Raw genomic sequence first — 17,768 nt, forward strand, 5'->3', positions numbered from 1 at the left:
GGACCTGAGAGCGGGGTCAAGCAAGATAGCTCATGCAACGCAGGCCAACTATTGGAAAGCTCAACTGCACCCGGCTCCCTCCCCTGCGCGGGGCGAACTCAGCTCCGGCATTCGTACACGATCTCGACCTTGGCCGTGCCGACCGGAAGGAATACGAAACAAGGGATGCCGCCATACCGCTCCCGGGCGGTAAAATCATTGCGGTTGACCAGGCTGTGGTTAGCAAAACGCTCTCGTTCCTTTCATCATTGTGGAGACAGCTGCGTCACAGCCGGTCATTCACGAACGTTGTATATTGAAAGGCAATATGTATGTCTGGCAACACCCATGTTTCTGAGCGCCTCAAAAGCTGCCGCGAGAATCTTCATATCTCACAAGTGCTGCTTGCCGAACTGGCGGGCATCAATCCCACGCAACTGTATCGCTATGAATCAGGCAAAGCCAAACTACTTATGGACGCGGCAGATAAGATTGCCGCGGCCCTCGACGTCAGCACCGCCTGGCTTGTGCATGGGACATTGCCCATCGCCAGAGGGACGCAAATCGACCCGCCAGTGCCGGCCGGAGGGGCGCTAATCCTGAATTTTCTGGAACTTCCCCCCGTGCTGGCCTCCGCCGTGAAGCGCCTGTCCATGCAAAATGGCAGCACCGTGGAAATAGAGCTGCTGGATCTCGCGCGTCAAGGCCTCGAAGCCATCCCAAAAAAAACCTTGGATTGCGCCGAGTCCGCAAGCAAGAGCGAGAAATAACCGGATCACTACCTTGCTGAGAAGTCGCGGTAGCTGGAGTGGTGCAGCTCACGGGGAAATACGCGGAGCGTGATTCATGCGCTGACCTGTGCAGTCAAAAAACTGCCTGATGGCTGGATGGAGTCATTGACCTGGGATCGCGCTGTAGAGGTCAATGCAAGTATTTCCTTGGCGCGACGGATCAACCGCACGCACATCAAAAAAATGGCCATTGATAATTCTTTTTGAATTATCAACGGCCATCTATTTTTCACTTTAAATTCAAACAGTTAAAGCGAACTCATCACTCCCACTCGATGGTCGCCGGCGGTTTTCCCGAGATATCGTAGACGACGCGGTTGATGCCGCGCACTTCATTGATGATGCGGTTAGAGACCTTGCCCAGCAGGCTGTGCGGCAGGTGCGCCCAGTGGGCCGTCATGAAGTCCTGCGTTTGCACGGCGCGCAGGGCCACCACGTATTCGTAGGTGCGGCCATCACCCATCACGCCCACCGATTTGACGGGCAGGAAGACGGCGAAAGCCTGGCTCGTCGCTTCATACCAGTTCGCTGGCAGCGCGTCCGGGTCGACGGCCTGGCCGGCGACGAATTCGTACGGCGTGTTGCGCAGTTCTTCGATGAAGATGGCGTCGGCGCGGCGCAGCAGGTCGGCGTAGTCTTTCTTGACTTCGCCGAGGATGCGCACGCCCAGGCCCGGGCCCGGGAATGGGTGGCGGTAGACCATGTCATGCGGCAAGCCCAGGGCCACGCCCAGCTTGCGCACTTCGTCCTTGAACAGTTCGCGCAAGGGCTCCAGCAATTTGAGCTTCATGGTGTCCGGCAAGCCGCCCACGTTGTGATGGCTCTTGATGGTCTGGCCTTTCTTGCCCTTGCCGGCCGATTCGATCACGTCCGGGTAAATCGTGCCTTGCGCCAGCCATTTGGCGTTGACCAGCTTGCCCGACTCGACCTGGAACACTTCGACGAATTCGCGGCCGATGATCTTGCGCTTTTGCTCGGGGTCGGTAACGCCGGCCAGGTGGCCCATGAACTGCTCTTCCGCATCGACGCGGATGACTTTCACGCCCAGGTTCTTGGCGAACATATCCATCACCATCTTGCCTTCATCCAGGCGCAGCAGGCCGTGGTCGACGAAGACGCAGGTCAGTTGGTCGCCGATGGCGCGGTGGATCAGGGCAGCGGCCACGGACGAGTCGACGCCGCCGGACAGGCCCAGGATGACGTCGTCAGTACCGACTTGCGCGCGGATTTTTTCCACCGCTTCGCTGATGTAGTCGGGCATGTTCCAATCCGACTTGCAGCCGCAGATTTCATGCACGAAACGGCCGATCATGGCCTTGCCCTGCACCGTGTGCGTCACTTCCGGGTGGAACTGCACGCCGTAGAACTGGCGCTCTTCGTCGGCCATGGCGGCGATCGGGCAGCTCGGGGTGTTGCCCATCAGCTTGAAGCCTGGCGGCATTTCCAGCACCTTGTCGCCATGGCTCATCCACACTTTCAGCATGCCGTGGCCTTCGTCGGTGACGAAGTCGGCAATACCGTTGAGCAATTTGGTGTGGCTGCGGGCGCGCACTTCGGCGTAGCCGAATTCGCGCACCAGGCCGTTTTCCACCTTGCCGCCCAGCTGGGCCGCCATGGTTTGCATGCCGTAGCAGATGCCCAGCACGGGCACGCCCAGCTCGAACACGGCTTGCGGCGCGCGCGGCGAGTCGCCGTCGAGCGTGGAATTGTGGCTGCCCGACAGGATCACGCCGGCGGCGCCATAGTTGCGTACGAATTCGTCGCTGACGTCATACGGGAAGACTTCGGAAAACACGCCGGAATCGCGCACGCGGCGGGCGATCAACTGGGTGACTTGGGAACCGAAATCGAGAATGAGGATTTTAGAGTGCATGATGGGGACTTTATCTGGGGTCATTACAAAACCGGCGCACTAGGCGCCGGTCTGGACTATCACTACGGCTTATTCAGAGCGGTAGTTGGGAGCTTCCTTGGTAATCTGCACATCATGGACATGCGACTCGCGCATGCCGGCCGAGGTGATTTCCACGAATTCCGCTTTTTCGCGCAGTTCGTCGATGGTGGCGCAACCGCAGTAACCCATCGATTGACGCACGCCGCCCACCAGCTGGAAAATGATCGCCAGCACGCTGCCCTTGTAGGCGACGCGGCCTTCGATACCTTCAGGCACGAACTTGTCGGCTTTCATCGTGGCGTCCTGGAAATAACGGTCAGCCGAGCCATCGGACATCGCGCCCAGCGAACCCATGCCGCGGTACGATTTGTAGCTGCGGCCCTGGTACAGGATCACTTCGCCCGGTGCTTCTTCCGTACCGGCAAACATGGAACCCATCATGACGGTCGAGGCGCCAGCGGCCAGCGCTTTCGAGATATCGCCCGAGAAGCGGATACCGCCGTCGGCGATACATGGCACGCCCGTGCCTTCCAGTGCTTCGGCAACATTCGAAATGGCCGTGATTTGCGGTACGCCCACACCGGCGACGATACGCGTGGTGCAGATCGAGCCAGGACCGATGCCGACCTTGACCGCATCGGCGCCGTATTCCACCAGCGCCTTGGCGGCAGCGGCGGTAGCGATATTGCCGCCAATCACTTCCACTTGTGGATACTTGGTCTTGATCCAGCGTACGCGGTCGAGGATGCCTTGCGAGTGGCCGTGGGCCGTGTCGACCACCAGCACGTCGACGCCGGCGGCGACCAGCAGGTCGATGCGTTCTTCATCCTTGGCGCCTACGCCGACGGCAGCGCCGACCAGCAATTTGCCCTGGCTGTCTTTCGACGCGAACGGGTGGGAAGTCGACTTCTGGATATCCTTGACGGTGATCAGGCCGCGCAATTCAAAGGCGTCGTTGACGACCAGCACGCGCTCGAGGCGGTGCTTGTTCATCAGGCGCTTGGCTTCGGCCGTATCGGCATCTTCGTTGACGACCACCAGCTTTTCGCGCGGAGTCATCTTGGCGGAGGCTTCCGCGTCGAGTTCCTTTTCAAAGCGCAAATCGCGGTTGGTGATGATGCCGACGACTTCCTTGCCCTTGACGACAGGGAAACCGCTGATGCCGTATTGTTCCGTCAGCGCGATCACGTCGCGGATTTTCATTTCCGGCGGAATCGTGATCGGATCACGCAGCACGCCAGCTTCGAAACGCTTTACGCGGGCCACTTCACGCGCCTGGTCCTTCGGATTCAAATTCTTGTGGATGATGCCGATGCCGCCTTCCTGGGCCATCGCGATCGCCAGACGGGCTTCCGTCACCGTATCCATGGCTGCGGACAGCAAGGGAATATTCAGGGTGATATTGCGGGTCAAACGAGTTTTGAGGGACGTATCGGCGGGCAGAACGTTGGAGTAGGCTGGGACGAGCAGCACGTCATCGAATGTGAGTGCTTTTTGAAGTAGACGCATAGCATTTCCTATTGGCGCAAAAGTGAATTATACAGAAGGATCAGCCTTTCGTCATTGCAGCATAGAAAAGATATTTGAAAATAGCAAAAAATGGCGCGCACCAGGCAGCGCTGCGCCGCCGCCCTGCCCGTTCAACCTTTCGCCGGCTTGCCGCCGGCACGGCGCCGGCGCGCCTCTTTCGGGTCCGCTTGCAGGGGACGGTACACTTCCACCCGGTCATGCTCGCGCAGGATGGTATCCAAAGGCTTTTTCTTGCCATAGAGACCGACCATGTTCACGGCCAGGTCGATGGCGGGGATTTCCCGCAGCAAGCCGCTCAGCATCACCGCCTGCTCGATGGTGGTGCCGGCAGGCACCTTCAGTGAGCGCAGAAAGCTGCTGTCGGGCAAGGCGTGGCAAACCTGCACAGCAATACCCTGAATGCTGGCATCAGCCATACACCGTCTCCGCGCGCTTGCAGAAGGAATCGACCATGCTGTTGGCGATCATGCCGAAGACGGGGCCGATGATCTGTTCCAGTACCCGGCTGGAAAACTCGTAGTGCAGGTCCAGTTCGATCTTGCAGGCATCTTCGCGCAGGGCCTTGAAGGTCCACACGCCGTCGAGGGTCTTGAAAGGACCGTCCACCAGCTTCATCTTGATGGAAGTCGGCGGCACGTTCTCGTTGGACGTGGTGAAGCTTTGGCGCACGCCGTGGTAATGTATGCCCACGCTGGCGACAACCGTGTTCTCGCCCCGCTCGCGAATCTCGACCGCACCACACCAGGGCAGGAATTTGGGATAATCCTCCACCGCCGCCACCAGCGCGAACATTTGTTCGGCGCTGTAGCCGAGAAAAACTGATTTATGTACTACTGCCATTGAAGAACCATTTGCTATGATGTTGAATATAGTGATTTTATCGCGCTTGCGCGAGACAGTAGTTTAACCGACCCGCGCACATTTACCATCTCATGACCATAGCAGACAACAGAAAAGCCTTCCACGACTACTTTATCGAGGATCGCTACGAAGCCGGCATCGTGCTGGAAGGCTGGGAAGTCAAAGCCATCCGCGACGCCCGTGTACAAATCAAGGAAGCCTACGTTGTCGTCCGCGGCGATGAACTCTTCCTGTTCGGCGCGCATATCAGCGCCCTGCCGACCGCCTCCACCCACATCCATCCGGAAGCCGTGCGCACGCGCAAGCTACTGCTGCACCGTACGGAAATGGATAAACTGATCGGCAAGGTGGAACGCTCCGGCTATACCTTGGTGCCGCTCAACCTGCACTACAAGGGCGGCCGCGTAAAATGCGAAATCGGCCTGGCCAAGGGCAAGAAGCAGCACGACAAGCGGGCAGCGGAACGCGACCGCGACGGCGCGCGTGAAGTACAGGCAGCAATGAAGTCGCATCGCCGCTGATCCGGCACTACGCGCAGCGTGCTGCGCCGATACCATCAAGCCCGGCTATATGCCGGGTTTTATTTTGCCCATGCCTGCGGCAAGCGGAAACGCACAGCGCAATGGGATAAAAAACAGGAGATGAAAGAGATGCGGCGGAAAAAACTGGTATTCGTGAAAACACCATGAAGATAAGCGAATGAATTAGCTTTGCCGGCCCGGCCAAAGACGATAAATCAGGAAAGTTCCGGATGCTTGCATGCCGCCTTGTACTACACCTGTACCACTCCACAGGACAAGCATCCGAATGAACGGTTTTTAAACCTTCAGAATCAAACCTTCAGCAGATCACGCGACTTGCCCGAATCGGTCCACTCTTTGACCCATTTCGGTTGACGGCCACGGCCAGTCCATTGTTGCGTTGCATCATCCGGATTACGATAGCGCACTGCGACCGTGCCGGTTTTAGCGCGGATACCCGTGCCAACCAGATCTTTTACGGAAACGCCAACGCTCTGGGCGATGGCCAGGATTTGCTCGCGCGCTTTGGACAGATCGTCCTGTTCGCGTTTCTTCATTTGTTTCTTGATGTCGTCCTGCAAGGTGCGCAGTTCGGACAGGGATAAGCTGGACAGATCCATGATATTTCCTTGTGTGAGTTGAAAAATATAACTGAACAGTTAAATTCTATCCAATTGTAACGCGACTGAGGTGATTTTTCTTCAGATTTGATTGTTTTTTACAATTCTCTTACCAAAAAACCTACTTCCCCGGCTTTCAAGCAGCGCAATCCTTCCAGCATGGGGAAACGGCATCGTGCATGAACTGCCTGTGCAAGCGTCTTTGCTTTGTGCGGCTGCGATTCAATACAACATCATTGGCAGCATTTATTTTGCAGTATTTTTTGTTTCATTGCAATTTATAGTAATTATAAATAGCAATTCGAAATATACATGGAAGCAATACTATCGCCATTTACGCATCGACTCCCGAACACCAGCCAAGCATTCGGCACAGATATCAGCACAATCGGCGCCACGCATGCGTGGCAGATTTTACTTCAATCAAAAAGATAAGCGTCGCACGACAGCATATAATCCCGAAAGTGCGCACAGCATAGCATAAAGAAAATATTTTCAACGTTACTGCTTCAAGCGCTGATACTGCAGCCCGGCTGCCAGCATATATTCCAGTGGCGCGAATGAAAACTGCCCGCGATATGGCGGGCAGTTTGGACAACAAACCTGCTACTAGTTTGCCATCCAGCAGGCAATCAGGGAATCGCCACACTGCCTTTCGGCTTCTGCGTTTTAACCACCTGCATCGCCGTGGCGATCAAACTGCTCATATCGCTCAGATTGGCCGGCACGATAATCGCGTTATTTGTTTTCGCCAATTGCGCGAACGCGCCCACATACTGCTCGGCTACTTTCAGGTTCACGGCATCTTCCCCACCCGGTTCGCGAATGGCGGCGCCCACCTGGCGCAGCGCCTCGGCACTGGCCTGTGCCAGCGCGACGATGGCCGTGGCCTGGCCTTCGGCACGGTTGATCGAGGCCTGCTTCTCGCCTTCGGAGCGGGCAATGGCCGCTTCGCGCTCGCCGCTGGCGATATTGATCTGTTCCTGCTTGCGCCCTTCCGAGGCGGCAATCAGGGCGCGCTTTTCGCGCTCGGCCGTAATCTGTGCCTGCATCGCATGCAGGATTTCCTTGGGCGGCGTCAAATCCTTGATTTCATAGCGCAATACCTTGACGCCCCAATTCGCCGCCGATTCATCGATCGCATTCACGATGGCCGTATTGATATGGTCGCGCTCTTCAAATGTCTTGTCGAGTTCCATTTTACCGATCACCGAACGCAAGGTCGTTTGCGCCAGTTGCGTAATGGCGGCAATATAGTTCGACGAGCCATAGGAGGCACGCATGGCATCGGTAATCTGGAAATACAGAATGCCATCGACCTGCAATTGCGTATTGTCGCGCGTAATGCACACCTGCGGCGGCACGTCGAGTGGAATTTCCTTGAGCACGTGCTTGTAGGCGATGCGGTCGACAAAAGGCACGACAATATTCAGGCCAGGGCCCAATACCGCGTGGAACTTGCCCAGGCGCTCCACCACCCAGGCATGCTGCTGTGGCACCACATTGACCGTCTTGAAGACAAATACCAATGCCAGCAATAACAAGATCAGCGACACGCTTCCAATGCTTACTTCCATAATCTACTCTCCAGGTTATCCAACAATCAAACGGCTGCCACGCACAGCACGTATGGTGTAATGGCCAGCTTGGGTATCGCTGCCGGGAATCAGTTCCACATCCCACAAGGCGCCGCGATACATGACGCGCGCCGCACCATCAATCCAATGCGCTACCGCTACGCTTTGGCCGATATCGAGATTGACATTCGGGTCTTGCGCCGCATCGCGCCGCGACGCCTTGCCAAAACGGCTGCGCCGCAATAACAGGGTGGCCACCACACCGACAATGGCGGCCGTCAGCGCTTGCCAGCTGCCATTGCCGCCCGCCAGCGCCACCAGCCCTCCGGCACTGATGCCGATGGCGATCATCAGCAAATAAAACGTGCCCGTAAACAGCTCCAGGATCAATACCGCGCCAGCCGCCACAAACCAGCCTACCCATTCAGCCATGATGCCTCCATCTTTGCGAACCCGAAAATAAAAAACCCCGCAGCCTATATAAGCGACGGGGTTTAATGCGTATGACTGCCTGATATTATTCTTGCCAGACACCTATATACATGCAGTCTAACGCAATTCCTGATGGCGTCAATAGCCAGGGGCGAATTATCGCCGCAGGCCAGGCGTTTATTCCTCCAGCAGGCTGCGCAGCATCCACGCCGTCTTTTCATGCAAGTCCAGGCGCTGCGTGATCAGGTCTGCCGTCGGCTGGTCATTGGCTTTTTCCAGCAATGGGAACAAGCGGCGCGCCGTGCGCGCGGTCGCCTCCTGTGCCGACACCAGGTGGCTGACCATGTCCAGTGCCGGCGGTACGCCGTCGATTTCCTTGATCGAGGCCAGCTTGACGAATTCCTTGTAGGTGCCTGGCGCCGGATAACCGAGGGCGCGAATGCGCTCGGCGATCAGGTCCAGCGCGGCCCACTGCTCCGTGTATTGCGTCATGAACATCTGGTGCAGGGTATTGAACATCGGCCCCTTGACGTTCCAGTGAAAATTATGGGTCATCAGGTACAAGGTGTAGCTGTCGGCCAGCAGGCCGGACAGGCCTTCCGCAATCTTCGCGCGGTCCGCCTCGGAAATGCCGATGTCGATCTTTGCCACTTTGCTTGGTTTCTTGCTTGCCATGTGAACTCCTGTTTCAATGTATTGGTGGAATCATTTTAGCTGATCTGGCGCAAACCCATCAGATACTGCCGTGCGCCGCATGACAGTCATAAAAAAACCCGCTGCCAGGTCAACGGCAGCGGGTTTTCAGACGGCGATATAGATGCTTACGCTTTCAGCGCAGCCAGCTTTTGCCAGGTGTCGATCACCGAGTCCGGATTCAGGGACATCGATTCGATGCCCTGTTCCATCAGCCAGACGGCGAAGTCCGGGTGGTCGGAAGGACCCTGGCCGCAAATGCCGATGTACTTGCCGCGTGCCAGACAAGCCTTGATGGCCAGCGCCAGCAGGGCTTTCACGGCAGGATCGCGCTCGTCGAAATCGGCGGCCAGCAATTCCATGCCGGAATCGCGGTCCAGGCCCAGGGTCAGCTGGGTCAGGTCATTCGAACCGATCGAGAAACCATCGAAATGGTCGAGGAACTGGTCAGCCAGGATGGCGTTCGACGGCACTTCGCACATCATGATGACGCGCAAGTCGTTCTCGCCGCGCTTCAAGCCGTTTTTCGCCAGCAAGTCGATGACTTTCTCGGCCTGGCCCAGGGTACGCACGAATGGCACCATGATTTCCACGTTCGTCAGGCCCATGTCATTGCGCACGCGCTTCATCGCTTCGCATTCCATGTTGAACGCTTCGGAGAAGTCGGCCGACAGGTAGCGCGCCGCGCCGCGGAAGCCCAGCATCGGGTTTTCCTCGTCCGGCTCGTAGCGCGAACCGCCGATCAGCTTCTTGTACTCGTTCGACTTGAAGTCGGACAGGCGCACGATGACTTTTTTCGGCCAGAACGCGGCGGCGATGGTGGCGATGCCTTCGGCCAGCTTGTCGATGTAAAACGCTTTTGGAGAAGCGTGGCCACGCGCCACCGATTCCACGGCCTTTTTCAGGTCGGCATCGATGTTCGGATATTCCAGGATAGCGCGCGGGTGCACACCAATATTGTTATTGATGATGAATTCCAGGCGCGCCAGGCCCACGCCGGCATTCGGCACGGACTGGAAGTCGAACGCCAGCTGCGGATTACCCACGTTGAGCATGATCTTGGTGTCGAGCTTCGGCAATTCACCGCGCGACACTTCCGACACTTCCGTTTCCAGCAAGCCATCGTAGATCTTGCCTTCGTCGCCTTCGGAGCAGACCACGGTGACAAACGTGCCATCTTTCAGCAAGTCGGTGGCATTGCCACAGCCGACGACGGCCGGCACGCCCAGTTCACGCGCAATAATTGCTGCGTGACAAGTACGGCCGCCACGGTTGGTGACGATGGCCGAAGCGCGCTTCATGACCGGCTCCCAGTTCGGATCCGTCATGTCGGCAACGAGCACGTCGCCTGGCTGCACGCGTTCCATGTCGGCCGGGTCGTGGATCACGCGCACGGGGCCGGCGCCGATCTTCTGACCGATGGCGCGGCCGGACGTCAGCACGGTACCGGTGCTTTTCAGCTTGAAGCGCTCTTGTACGTCGGTCGCCTTTTGCTGCGACTTGACGGTTTCAGGACGCGCTTGCAGGATGTACAGCTTGCCGTCGCGGCCATCCTTGCCCCACTCGATGTCCATAGCACGGCCGTAGTGGTTCTCGATGATGACGGCGTATTTGGCCAGTTCCACCACTTCGCTGTCGTTCAGCGAGTAGCGGTTGCGCATTTCGACGGGCACGTCGACGGTTTTCACGGAACGGCCAGCTTTCGCTTCGTTCGTAAATTCCATCTTCAGCAGCTTCGAGCCGATATTGCGGCGAATTACAGGCGACTTGCCTTTTTCCAGCATCGGCTTGTGCACATAGAATTCGTCGGGATTGACGGCGCCCTGCACCACGGTTTCGCCCAGGCCATAGCTGGAGGTGACGAAGACCACGTCCTTGAAGCCCGACTCGGTATCGATGGTAAACATCACGCCGGCCGCGCCCAGGTCGGAACGCACCATGCGCTGCACGCCTGCCGACAAGGCCACTTCAGCGTGCGTAAAGCCCTTGTGCACGCGATACGAGATGGCGCGGTCGTTGTACAGCGATGCGAACACCTGTTTCATGGCATCGAGCACGTTGTCGATGCCGACCACGTTCAGGAAGGTTTCTTGCTGACCAGCAAAAGACGCGTCCGGCAAGTCTTCCGCCGTGGCCGAAGAGCGCACGGCAAACGACATTTCGGTATCGGAATCGGCCACCAGCTTGGCGTAGAACTGGTCGATTTCGGCGGCCAGACGTGGCTGGAATGGCGTTTCCACGATCCACTGACGAATCTCGGCACCGGCTTGCGCCAGCGAGCGCACGTCATCGATGTTCAGGCCTTCGAGGCGCTGGGCGATGCGTTCGGCCAGCGGCAAGCCGCCATTGGCGCTATACGACAGGAAATCGCGGAAGGCCTGCGCCGTGGTGGCAAAGCCACCAGGCACGCGCACGCCGGCTTCCGCCAGTTGGCTGATCATTTCGCCCAGGGAGGCGTTCTTGCCGCCGACGGATTCGACATCCGTCATGCGCAAATGCTCGAACGAGGCAACATACACCGCGTCCTTGTCTTCCTGCTGTTGCGATACTGCGTTGGTCATAATGACACCCTTACTGATGATAGAAATCTTTACGCGCGGCGCACAGACAGTCTTCTTGTTATTCTTGGCGTCGTGCAGCACAATCATACCGTTGCAGCCATTTTACCTTGTGCGGCGCAAATTGACGACGCACAATCTTGATCCGAAAACCCATGACACAAGAACCACGCCCTCCTCTGCCCTCCGCGGCCCGCACCGTCTTCTTCGTTTCCGACGGCACCGGCATCACCGCCGAGACCTTCGGCCACTCGGTGCTGACGCAGTTCGATCTGCGCTTCCGCCAGATCCGCCTGCCCTTCATCGATACCATGGACAAGGCCTACGAGGCGGCGCGCAAGATCAACGAAGCCTTCGCCGCCGATGGCCAGCGTCCGATCATTTTCTCCACGCTGGTGAAGAACGATCTGTCGGCCGTGATCCGCAAGTCCAGCGGCATGCACATGGACCTGATCCAGACCTTTGTCGCCCCGCTGGAGCAGGAGCTGGGCGTGATGTCGACCCATACCATCGGGCGCTCGCACAATATCGTCGACAGCGAGGAATACAAGAACCGCATCGAGGCGATCAACTATTCGCTGGCGCACGACGATGGCCAGTCGCACAAGAACCTGTCCTCGGCCGATGTCATTCTGGTGGGTGTTTCGCGCTCTGGCAAGACCCCGACCAGCCTGTATCTGGCCATGCAATACGGTATCAAGGCGGCCAATTATCCACTGATTCCCGACGATTTCGAGCGCGACAAGCTGCCATCGGCCCTGTTGGAATTTAAGAATAAAATTTTTGGATTGAGCATTACGCCCGAACGTTTGTCGGAAATACGCAACGAAAGACGCGCTGGAAGCAAGTATGCGGCCATCGAAAATTGCCGGTACGAGGTCAACGAGGCGGAAAAAATGATGAAACGCGAAGGTATCCGCTGGCTCTCCTCGACCACCAAGTCGATCGAGGAAATCTCCACGACGATCTTGCAAGAGATTAAGCCGAACCGCCGCGAGTACTAGAACACCTGGCCAAACCTGCTGCGCGTCGGTTTTGTCAGGCGTCCGTTTCTCTGGATAGTACCGTCAGCGCCGCCACTAACCGGTCCAACTCAGCGGTGGTGGTACTGACTGCCACCGTGGCGCGCACGATATCGGCATCGCCGATGTTGCGTTCCACCGTGAAGATGCGGAAGCGCTGCAGCAAGGCTTGCTGCAGCTGGCGCGCGTGATAACCCAACGCGGCAGGTGCGGCCAGTTCAGGACTGGCCCTGGCGCAGCTGCTCGAAGAAGCAGACGGCAGCGCAGGCGGCCACGTTCAGCGATTCGATCTGGCCCAGATGGGGAATGACCACCTGGTGCGTCGCCATCGACAGGAGATCGTCAGCCACGCCCTGCCCTTCATGGCCGAACAGCCAGGCGACGGGCTGGCGCAGGTCGACGTCGTACAGCTGCTTCGTGGCGTAGCCGCTGGTGGCCAGGGTCGCCACCTTGGCGCCGGCAACCAGCGCCGCCAGGTCGACGTTTTCAAAGATATCGAGCACGAAATGCGCGCCCATGGCCGCGCGCAGCACCTTCGGCGACCAGCAGAAGGCCGTCCCGGCGCTGCAGTACACCTGCGTGATGCCGGCGGCGGCCGCGCTGCGCAGGATGGAGCCCACGTTGCCCGGATCTTGCAGGTTATCGAGCAGCACGGCCGACACGCTCAGGGGCTGCGTCACGGCCCGTTCCGGCGTCTCGATGAGGAACATCACGCCCACGCCGTGTTCCACCTGGCTCACTGCCTTATACAGCGCATCGGGCAAGCCCAGTACGTGCCCGCGGTCGCTTTCCAGCTGGCCGACGATGTCCGCCACTTCCCCGTTCTGCAAGGCGCTTTCGCTGACGATGCACTGCTCCGGCATGCCGCGCAGCTGCAAGTAGGACTGGCACAGATGCACGCCGTCGAGCAAGGTACGGCCCGACTTGCGGCGCGCCTGCGAACTGCCCGCCAGTTTCAGCAACTCCTTGTATTGCGCGTTGTCGCGCGAGGTAATCGTTTTCATGCCACCACCTCTTGTCCGCCAAACAGGGCGATCACGTTGCGCACGGGCGCGAACGAACGGCGGTGCACGGGCGAGGCGCCGTGCAGGTGCAATCGTTCCAGGTGCAATTTGGTGCCATAGCCCTTGTGCTGGTCGAAGCAGTACTCGGGATAGGCCGCATGCAGGTGCACCAGGGCCGCGTCGCGCGCCGTCTTGGCCAGGATCGAGGCGGCGGAAATCGAATCGACCTTGTCGTCGCCACCGATGATGGCCATGCCGCGTATCGGCATCACGGGACAGCGGTTGCCGTCGATCAGGGCCAGGGTCGGCACGGTGGCCAACGCCTCGACGGCGCGGCGCATGGCCAGCATCGACGCCTGCAAAATGTTCAGGCGGTCGATTTCCTCTTCCGACGCTTCGGCGATGGCCCAGGCCAGGGCCTTGGCCTTGATCTGCGGTGCCAGCAGGTCGCGCTTGGCTTCGGTGAGTTTTTTCGAATCGCGCAAGCCGTCGATCGGCTGCTGCGGGTCGAGAATCACGGCGGCGGCGAACACGGGGCCGGCCAGCGGGCCGCGGCCTGCCTCGTCGACGCCGCAGATGATTTCATCGAGCGAGAATGGCAAGTCGTCAAACAGGCCGGGATAGATATTTTTCACGTTGAATCTTTGGTTGGTACTGCGGTTGAAGCGGTGATCGGGGCTTACTTGCGGTTGGCGGCGATGACTTGCATGACGGCGTTGGCGCTCTCGCGCGCGCTGTCGCGCAGCAAGCTGTGGTGCATGTCCGCAAAGCGCTGCACCAGGCGCAGACGGCCCGGCACGTCGCTCAGCTGCTGCCACATGGCCTCGGCCAGCGCTTCCGGGCTGGCCGCGTTTTGCAGCAGCTCGGGCACCAGGTAGTCACGCGCCAGGATGTTAGGCAAACCTATCCACGGCTGATAACCCATGTGGCGCATGATTTCCCACGACGCGCGCATCATCTTGTAGGCGATGACCATGGGCTTCTTGTACAGCGCCACTTCCAGCGACGCCGTGCCCGACGCCACCAGCACCGCATCGGCGGCGCAGATGGCCGTGTGCGAACCGCCATCGGTCAGCAATATCTCGACGTCCTGCAAGCCAGCTTCGCGGATCAGCTGCAGGAAATACTGGCGCTGCTTTTCGCCGGCCATGGGCGCGACAAAACGCAGCGAGCGGTCGCGCGCCAGCAGCAATTTGCAGGCGGCCACGAACGCCACCGCATTGTATTTGAGTTCGCCCATGCGGCTGCCCGGCATCAGGGTCACGACATTCGCGTCTTCCGGCAAGCCCAGGCTGCGGCGCGCGGCCGCTTCGTCGGGCTGCAGGGGAATCATTTCAGCCAGCGGATGGCCGACATAGGTAACGGGCACGCCCGCCTTGCGGTAGATCTCTTCCTCGAACGGGAAGATCACCAGCATGTGCGAGACAGCCTTGATGATTTTCTTGATGCGGCCACCGCGCCAGGCCCAGATCTGCGGTCCGATGTAATGCACGGTGGGGATGCCGCCTTCCTTCAGCTGCTGCTCCAGTCCCAGGTTAAAACCGGGATAGTCGGCGCCGATGAAGACGGCGGGACGCTCGGCCAGCAGCTGGTCGCGCAATGCGCTCTGGATGCCCTTGATCTCGCGGTAGCGGGGAATGATCTCGAACAAGCCGCGCACGGTCAGCTTGTCGAGCGGCCAGTCGGAAACGAAACCCTGTTTGGCCATGTGCTCGCCGCCGATGCCGTGGAAGCGCGCGCCGGGCAGCTGCGGCACGAGGCCGGACAGCAGCCGGCTGGCCAGCAGGTCACCCGACACCTCGCCGGCGACGATGGCGACCGACAGGCCGCTGGACTGGTCAGCGGACGATGCCACGCGACGCCACGCCAAGGAATTCGCGCATGGCGCGAATGTGTTGCGCCACTTCCGGCGACGCCGCCGCTTCTTCTTCGAACAGGGCGGCCTTGGATTCTTCCAGGGTCAGTCCCGCGCGGTAGATGAGTTTATACGCGCTGCGGATGCCGTTGATCTGCTCGCGCGTAAAGCCGCGGCGTTTCAGGCCCTCGATATTCACGCCATGTGCCTGCGCGGGATTGCCGTTCAGGAGTACGAAAGGCGGCACGTCCTGCGTCAGGCTGGTGCTCATGCCGACAAAGGCGTGTGCGCCGATCTTGCAGAACTGGTGCACATTGGCGAAACCGCTCATGATGACCCAGTCGCCGATCTCCACGTGGCCCGCCAGTTGCGCGTTGTTCGAAAAGATCGTGTTGTTGCCCACCAGGCAATCGTGCGCCAGGTGCACATACGCCGAAATCCAGTTGTCGTTGCCCAGGCGCGTCACGCCGCCGCCCTGCACCGTACCAGTGTTGAAGGTGCAGAATTCGCGGATGGTGTTGCGGTCGCCGATTTCCAGGCGCGTTGCCTCGCCTGCCCATTTTTTATCCTGCGGCTGCGCGCCGATGGAGGAAAACTGGAACAGGTGGTTGTCGCTGCCGATCGTCGTGTGGCCGTCGATGACCACGTGCGGACCAACCTTGGTGCCAGCGCCGATGCGCACGTGCGGACCGATGATGGTGTACGGACCCACCTCAACCGAGCTGTCGAGCTCGGCCTTCGGGTCGATCACTGCCGTGGAGTGGATAGCCGCCATCACTGCCCCGCTGGCTGGCTCGCAGATTGGCTCGCATCCTGCGCACTGCGGATGGTGCACATCAGTTCCGCTTCCACCGCCAGCTTGCCGTCGACCGTACCGACAGCCTTGTATTTCCAGATGCCGCGCGAGACGCGCAGGATTTCCACATCCATCTTCAGCTGGTCGCCTGGTTCGACAGGACGCTTGAAGCGCGCATTGTCGATGCCGACAAAGTACACCACCGAATTTTCGTCAGGTTTCACACCCATCGACAGGAACGACAGCAAGGCCGCCGTCTGCGCCAGCGCTTCGATCATCAGCACGCCGGGCATGACCGGCTTGTGCGGGAAATGGCCCTGGAAGAACTCTTCGTTGACCGTCACGTTCTTGATAGCGGTGATGGTTTTGTTCGCTTCCCAGTCCAGCACGCGGTCAACCAGCAGCAGCGGGTAGCGGTGCGGCAGCAGCGATTTGATGGCGAGGATGTCGAGGGTCTTTTTTTCAGTAGTCATTTTTCGTCTTGCGTGGTCAGTGTTTTAATTGTTTTTTCAAGCGCGCGGATTTTCTCGCGCATGCTTGACAGGTTGCGCACGATGGCGGCGCTCTTTTCCCAGTCGGCGTTTTTGGCCAGCGGATAAAAACCCGTGTACTGGCCCGCTTCGAGAATCGACCGCGAGACCATGCTGCCCGAGCCCACGTGGACGCGGTCGGCAATGGTCAGGTGGCCCAGCACCATGGCGGCGCCGCCAAAGGTGCAGTACTTGCCGATGATGGCGCTGCCGGCCACGCCGACGCAGCCGGCCATGGCCGTATGCGCGCCGATGTGGCAGTTGTGGCCAATCTGGATCTGGTTATCGAGCTTGACGCCATCTTCGATGATGGTGTCGGCCAGTGCGCCACGGTCGATGGTGGTGTTGGCGCCGATATCGACATCGTCACCGATCACCACCCTGCCCGTCTGCGGAATCTTGATATACACGCCGCCTTCGTTGGCGAAGCCGAATCCGTCGGTGCCGATCACGGCGCCCGAATGGATGATGCCGCGCTGGCCGATCACGCAGCGCGCGTGGAAGGTCACGTTGGCGAACAGCTGGGTACCGGCGCCGATGACGGCGTCGCGGCCCACCACGCAGCCGGCGCCGATGACGCAGCCGGCACCGATCACGGCGCCCGCTTCGATCACCGCGTGTACACCGACAGAGGCGCTGGCGTCAACCCGCGCGCTGGCGTCGACAAAGGCGCCCGGATGGATGCCGAGCGGGGCTTTAATCTCATGCAGGGCGGCGAAATACTGCGCCGCGCGCGCGAAATACACATAGGGATTCGGGGTGACGATGCGCGCGCCGGCATACTCGTCGCCGATCAGTGCGTCGTCGGCCGGCGTGAGTATCAGCGCCGCGGCGCCGCTCTGGGCGGCCTGTACGCGGAATTTGCTATTGCTGAGAAAGCTGATGTGCGAAGCGCCGGCGTCGGCCAGCGGTGCGATGCCTGAAACTTCCAGGTTCGGATCGCCCGCCAATTGCCCGCCGAAGCGTTCGACCAAATCTCCTAGTCGAGTGCCCATCTTTTACCCTTATAAGAACGCCTGACTACGCCTACTGCGCGGCGCGATTTGCGGTCTCCGATGCTCACTGTGCATACGCACAGCTCCGCTTCTCAACCACAACTCACATC

At 59.4% G+C, this 17,768-nt stretch carries 21 protein-coding genes; 5 read left to right on the forward strand and 16 right to left on the reverse strand.

From position 1 onward, the window contains the following. The first annotated feature begins 311 nt into the window (after window positions 1–311). Together ACQ4WS_RS00935 and ACQ4WS_RS00940 are read left to right on the forward strand one after the other, a co-directional pair. A complete protein-coding gene (locus ACQ4WS_RS00935) occupies window positions 312–749 on the forward strand; it encodes a helix-turn-helix domain-containing protein (RefSeq protein ID WP_436472824.1) in 438 nt (145 codons plus the stop codon). A gap of 69 nt (window positions 750–818) precedes the next feature. Beyond that, window positions 819–977, forward strand: a complete 159-nt coding sequence (locus ACQ4WS_RS00940) for a hypothetical protein (protein ID WP_436472826.1) — start codon at window positions 819–821, stop codon at window positions 975–977. Between the two features lie 55 nt (window positions 978–1,032). On the opposite strand, the gene guaA is transcribed toward ACQ4WS_RS00940, so the two are convergent. The 4 genes from guaA to ACQ4WS_RS00960 all read right to left on the reverse strand — a co-directional run bounded on the left by guaA (window position 1,033) and on the right by ACQ4WS_RS00960 (window position 5,034). Further along, a complete protein-coding gene (gene guaA / locus ACQ4WS_RS00945) occupies window positions 1,033–2,643 on the reverse strand; it encodes a glutamine-hydrolyzing GMP synthase (RefSeq protein WP_426075120.1) in 1,611 nt (536 codons plus the stop codon). A 69-nt stretch (window positions 2,644–2,712) separates the two neighbouring features. Beyond that, complete coding sequence (gene guaB / locus ACQ4WS_RS00950) at window positions 2,713–4,173, reverse strand: IMP dehydrogenase (protein WP_099377100.1); 1,461 nt, start codon at window positions 4,171–4,173, stop codon at window positions 2,713–2,715. A gap of 131 nt (window positions 4,174–4,304) precedes the next feature. Further along, window positions 4,305–4,610, reverse strand: coding sequence for an RnfH family protein (locus ACQ4WS_RS00955; protein WP_436472828.1), 306 nt, complete (start codon window positions 4,608–4,610; stop codon window positions 4,305–4,307). Beyond that, on the reverse strand, window positions 4,603–5,034 hold the full coding sequence (locus tag ACQ4WS_RS00960; protein ID WP_035818194.1) for a type II toxin-antitoxin system RatA family toxin: 432 nt from the start codon (window positions 5,032–5,034) through the stop codon (window positions 4,603–4,605). Before ACQ4WS_RS00960 ends, ACQ4WS_RS00955 begins: the two co-directional genes overlap by 8 nt. Before the next feature lie 92 nt (window positions 5,035–5,126). On the opposite strand from ACQ4WS_RS00960, the gene smpB reads away from it, so the two are divergent. Continuing rightward, the gene (smpB, locus tag ACQ4WS_RS00965; RefSeq protein WP_034752217.1) at window positions 5,127–5,576 is read left to right on the forward strand and encodes an SsrA-binding protein SmpB; all 450 of its coding nucleotides are present in this window, start codon (window positions 5,127–5,129) and stop codon (window positions 5,574–5,576) included. 311 nt (window positions 5,577–5,887) lie between these two features. Here smpB and ACQ4WS_RS00970 read toward each other — a convergent pair whose 3' ends face one another. Continuing rightward, entirely contained in the window at window positions 5,888–6,196 is a 309-nt protein-coding gene (locus ACQ4WS_RS00970; protein ID WP_010397665.1) for an H-NS histone family protein, read from the reverse strand. Between the two features lie 175 nt (window positions 6,197–6,371). Here ACQ4WS_RS00970 and ACQ4WS_RS00975 point away from each other — a divergent pair, with 175 nt between their 5' ends. Continuing rightward, window positions 6,372–6,680 carry a hypothetical protein gene (locus ACQ4WS_RS00975; RefSeq protein ID WP_436472831.1) on the forward strand — a complete coding sequence of 103 codons (309 nt, stop codon included), beginning with the start codon at window positions 6,372–6,374 and terminating at the stop codon, window positions 6,678–6,680. Window positions 6,681–6,828: 148 nt separating this feature from the next. Here the strand turns inward: ACQ4WS_RS00975 and ACQ4WS_RS00980 are convergent, their stop codons facing one another. The 4 genes from ACQ4WS_RS00980 to ppsA all read right to left on the reverse strand — a co-directional run bounded on the left by ACQ4WS_RS00980 (window position 6,829) and on the right by ppsA (window position 11,459). Beyond that, window positions 6,829–7,773: an SPFH domain-containing protein gene (locus tag ACQ4WS_RS00980; RefSeq protein WP_436472833.1), complete on the reverse strand. Its 945-nt coding sequence runs from the start codon at window positions 7,771–7,773 to the stop codon at window positions 6,829–6,831. A gap of 15 nt (window positions 7,774–7,788) precedes the next feature. After that, entirely contained in the window at window positions 7,789–8,205 is a 417-nt protein-coding gene (locus tag ACQ4WS_RS00985) for an NfeD family protein (RefSeq protein WP_436472835.1), read from the reverse strand. A 177-nt stretch (window positions 8,206–8,382) separates the two neighbouring features. After that, complete coding sequence (locus ACQ4WS_RS00990) at window positions 8,383–8,880, reverse strand: Dps family protein (protein ID WP_436472837.1); 498 nt, start codon at window positions 8,878–8,880, stop codon at window positions 8,383–8,385. A gap of 146 nt (window positions 8,881–9,026) precedes the next feature. Beyond that, complete coding sequence (gene ppsA / locus ACQ4WS_RS00995) at window positions 9,027–11,459, reverse strand: phosphoenolpyruvate synthase (protein WP_436472839.1); 2,433 nt, start codon at window positions 11,457–11,459, stop codon at window positions 9,027–9,029. Between the two features lie 152 nt (window positions 11,460–11,611). Between ppsA and ppsR the strand changes: the two genes are divergently transcribed. Continuing rightward, window positions 11,612–12,460 carry a posphoenolpyruvate synthetase regulatory kinase/phosphorylase PpsR gene (gene ppsR / locus ACQ4WS_RS01000; protein WP_436472841.1) on the forward strand — a complete coding sequence of 283 codons (849 nt, stop codon included), beginning with the start codon at window positions 11,612–11,614 and terminating at the stop codon, window positions 12,458–12,460. Window positions 12,461–12,494: 34 nt separating this feature from the next. On the opposite strand, the gene ACQ4WS_RS01005 is transcribed toward ppsR, so the two are convergent. Genes ACQ4WS_RS01005 through lpxD form a run of 7 tightly spaced genes read right to left on the reverse strand, consistent with a single transcriptional unit; the run spans window position 12,495 to window position 17,658 of the window. Further along, window positions 12,495–12,677, reverse strand: a complete 183-nt coding sequence (locus ACQ4WS_RS01005) for a hypothetical protein (RefSeq protein WP_436472843.1) — start codon at window positions 12,675–12,677, stop codon at window positions 12,495–12,497. A 19-nt stretch (window positions 12,678–12,696) separates the two neighbouring features. Beyond that, the gene (locus ACQ4WS_RS01010) at window positions 12,697–13,482 is read right to left on the reverse strand and encodes a TrmH family RNA methyltransferase (protein ID WP_436472845.1); all 786 of its coding nucleotides are present in this window, start codon (window positions 13,480–13,482) and stop codon (window positions 12,697–12,699) included. Continuing rightward, the gene (rnhB, locus tag ACQ4WS_RS01015) at window positions 13,479–14,117 is read right to left on the reverse strand and encodes a ribonuclease HII (RefSeq protein WP_436472847.1); all 639 of its coding nucleotides are present in this window, start codon (window positions 14,115–14,117) and stop codon (window positions 13,479–13,481) included. Before rnhB ends, ACQ4WS_RS01010 begins: the two co-directional genes overlap by 4 nt. A 44-nt stretch (window positions 14,118–14,161) precedes the next feature. Continuing rightward, entirely contained in the window at window positions 14,162–15,337 is a 1,176-nt protein-coding gene (lpxB, locus tag ACQ4WS_RS01020) for a lipid-A-disaccharide synthase (RefSeq protein WP_436472849.1), read from the reverse strand. Next, a complete protein-coding gene (lpxA, locus tag ACQ4WS_RS01025) occupies window positions 15,321–16,112 on the reverse strand; it encodes an acyl-ACP--UDP-N-acetylglucosamine O-acyltransferase (protein WP_436472851.1) in 792 nt (263 codons plus the stop codon). Before lpxA ends, lpxB begins: the two co-directional genes overlap by 17 nt. Further along, on the reverse strand, window positions 16,112–16,606 hold the full coding sequence (gene fabZ, locus ACQ4WS_RS01030) for a 3-hydroxyacyl-ACP dehydratase FabZ (RefSeq protein ID WP_436472853.1): 495 nt from the start codon (window positions 16,604–16,606) through the stop codon (window positions 16,112–16,114). The genes lpxA and fabZ overlap by 1 nt, the downstream gene beginning before the upstream one ends. Next, window positions 16,603–17,658, reverse strand: coding sequence for a UDP-3-O-(3-hydroxymyristoyl)glucosamine N-acyltransferase (gene lpxD, locus ACQ4WS_RS01035; protein ID WP_436472855.1), 1,056 nt, complete (start codon window positions 17,656–17,658; stop codon window positions 16,603–16,605). The genes fabZ and lpxD overlap by 4 nt, the downstream gene beginning before the upstream one ends. Window positions 17,659–17,768 lie beyond the last annotated feature (110 nt).

Source organism: Janthinobacterium leeuwenhoeki, assembly GCF_051380795.1.
GTDB lineage: Bacteria > Pseudomonadota > Gammaproteobacteria > Burkholderiales > Burkholderiaceae_D > Janthinobacterium.

Coding starts and splice junctions, on each gene's coding strand:
- ACQ4WS_RS00980 (WP_436472833.1), bottom strand. CDS start 7,773: ATGGAAGTAAGCATTGGAAGCGTGTCGCTGATCTTGTTATTGCTGGCA.
- ACQ4WS_RS00990 (WP_436472837.1), bottom strand. CDS start 8,880: ATGGCAAGCAAGAAACCAAGCAAAGTGGCAAAGATCGACATCGGCATT.
- fabZ (WP_436472853.1), bottom strand. CDS start 16,606: ATGACTACTGAAAAAAAGACCCTCGACATCCTCGCCATCAAATCGCTG.
- ppsA (WP_436472839.1), bottom strand. CDS start 11,459: ATGACCAACGCAGTATCGCAACAGCAGGAAGACAAGGACGCGGTGTAT.
- ACQ4WS_RS00960 (WP_035818194.1), bottom strand. CDS start 5,034: ATGGCAGTAGTACATAAATCAGTTTTTCTCGGCTACAGCGCCGAACAA.
- ppsR (WP_436472841.1), top strand. CDS start 11,612: ATGACACAAGAACCACGCCCTCCTCTGCCCTCCGCGGCCCGCACCGTC.
- lpxD (WP_436472855.1), bottom strand. CDS start 17,658: ATGGGCACTCGACTAGGAGATTTGGTCGAACGCTTCGGCGGGCAATTG.
- lpxA (WP_436472851.1), bottom strand. CDS start 16,112: ATGGCGGCTATCCACTCCACGGCAGTGATCGACCCGAAGGCCGAGCTC.
- guaB (WP_099377100.1), bottom strand. CDS start 4,173: ATGCGTCTACTTCAAAAAGCACTCACATTCGATGACGTGCTGCTCGTC.
- ACQ4WS_RS00955 (WP_436472828.1), bottom strand. CDS start 4,610: ATGGCTGATGCCAGCATTCAGGGTATTGCTGTGCAGGTTTGCCACGCC.
- ACQ4WS_RS01010 (WP_436472845.1), bottom strand. CDS start 13,482: ATGAAAACGATTACCTCGCGCGACAACGCGCAATACAAGGAGTTGCTG.
- ACQ4WS_RS00970 (WP_010397665.1), bottom strand. CDS start 6,196: ATGGATCTGTCCAGCTTATCCCTGTCCGAACTGCGCACCTTGCAGGAC.
- guaA (WP_426075120.1), bottom strand. CDS start 2,643: ATGCACTCTAAAATCCTCATTCTCGATTTCGGTTCCCAAGTCACCCAG.
- smpB (WP_034752217.1), top strand. CDS start 5,127: ATGACCATAGCAGACAACAGAAAAGCCTTCCACGACTACTTTATCGAG.
- ACQ4WS_RS00985 (WP_436472835.1), bottom strand. CDS start 8,205: ATGGCTGAATGGGTAGGCTGGTTTGTGGCGGCTGGCGCGGTATTGATC.
- ACQ4WS_RS00935 (WP_436472824.1), top strand. CDS start 312: ATGTCTGGCAACACCCATGTTTCTGAGCGCCTCAAAAGCTGCCGCGAG.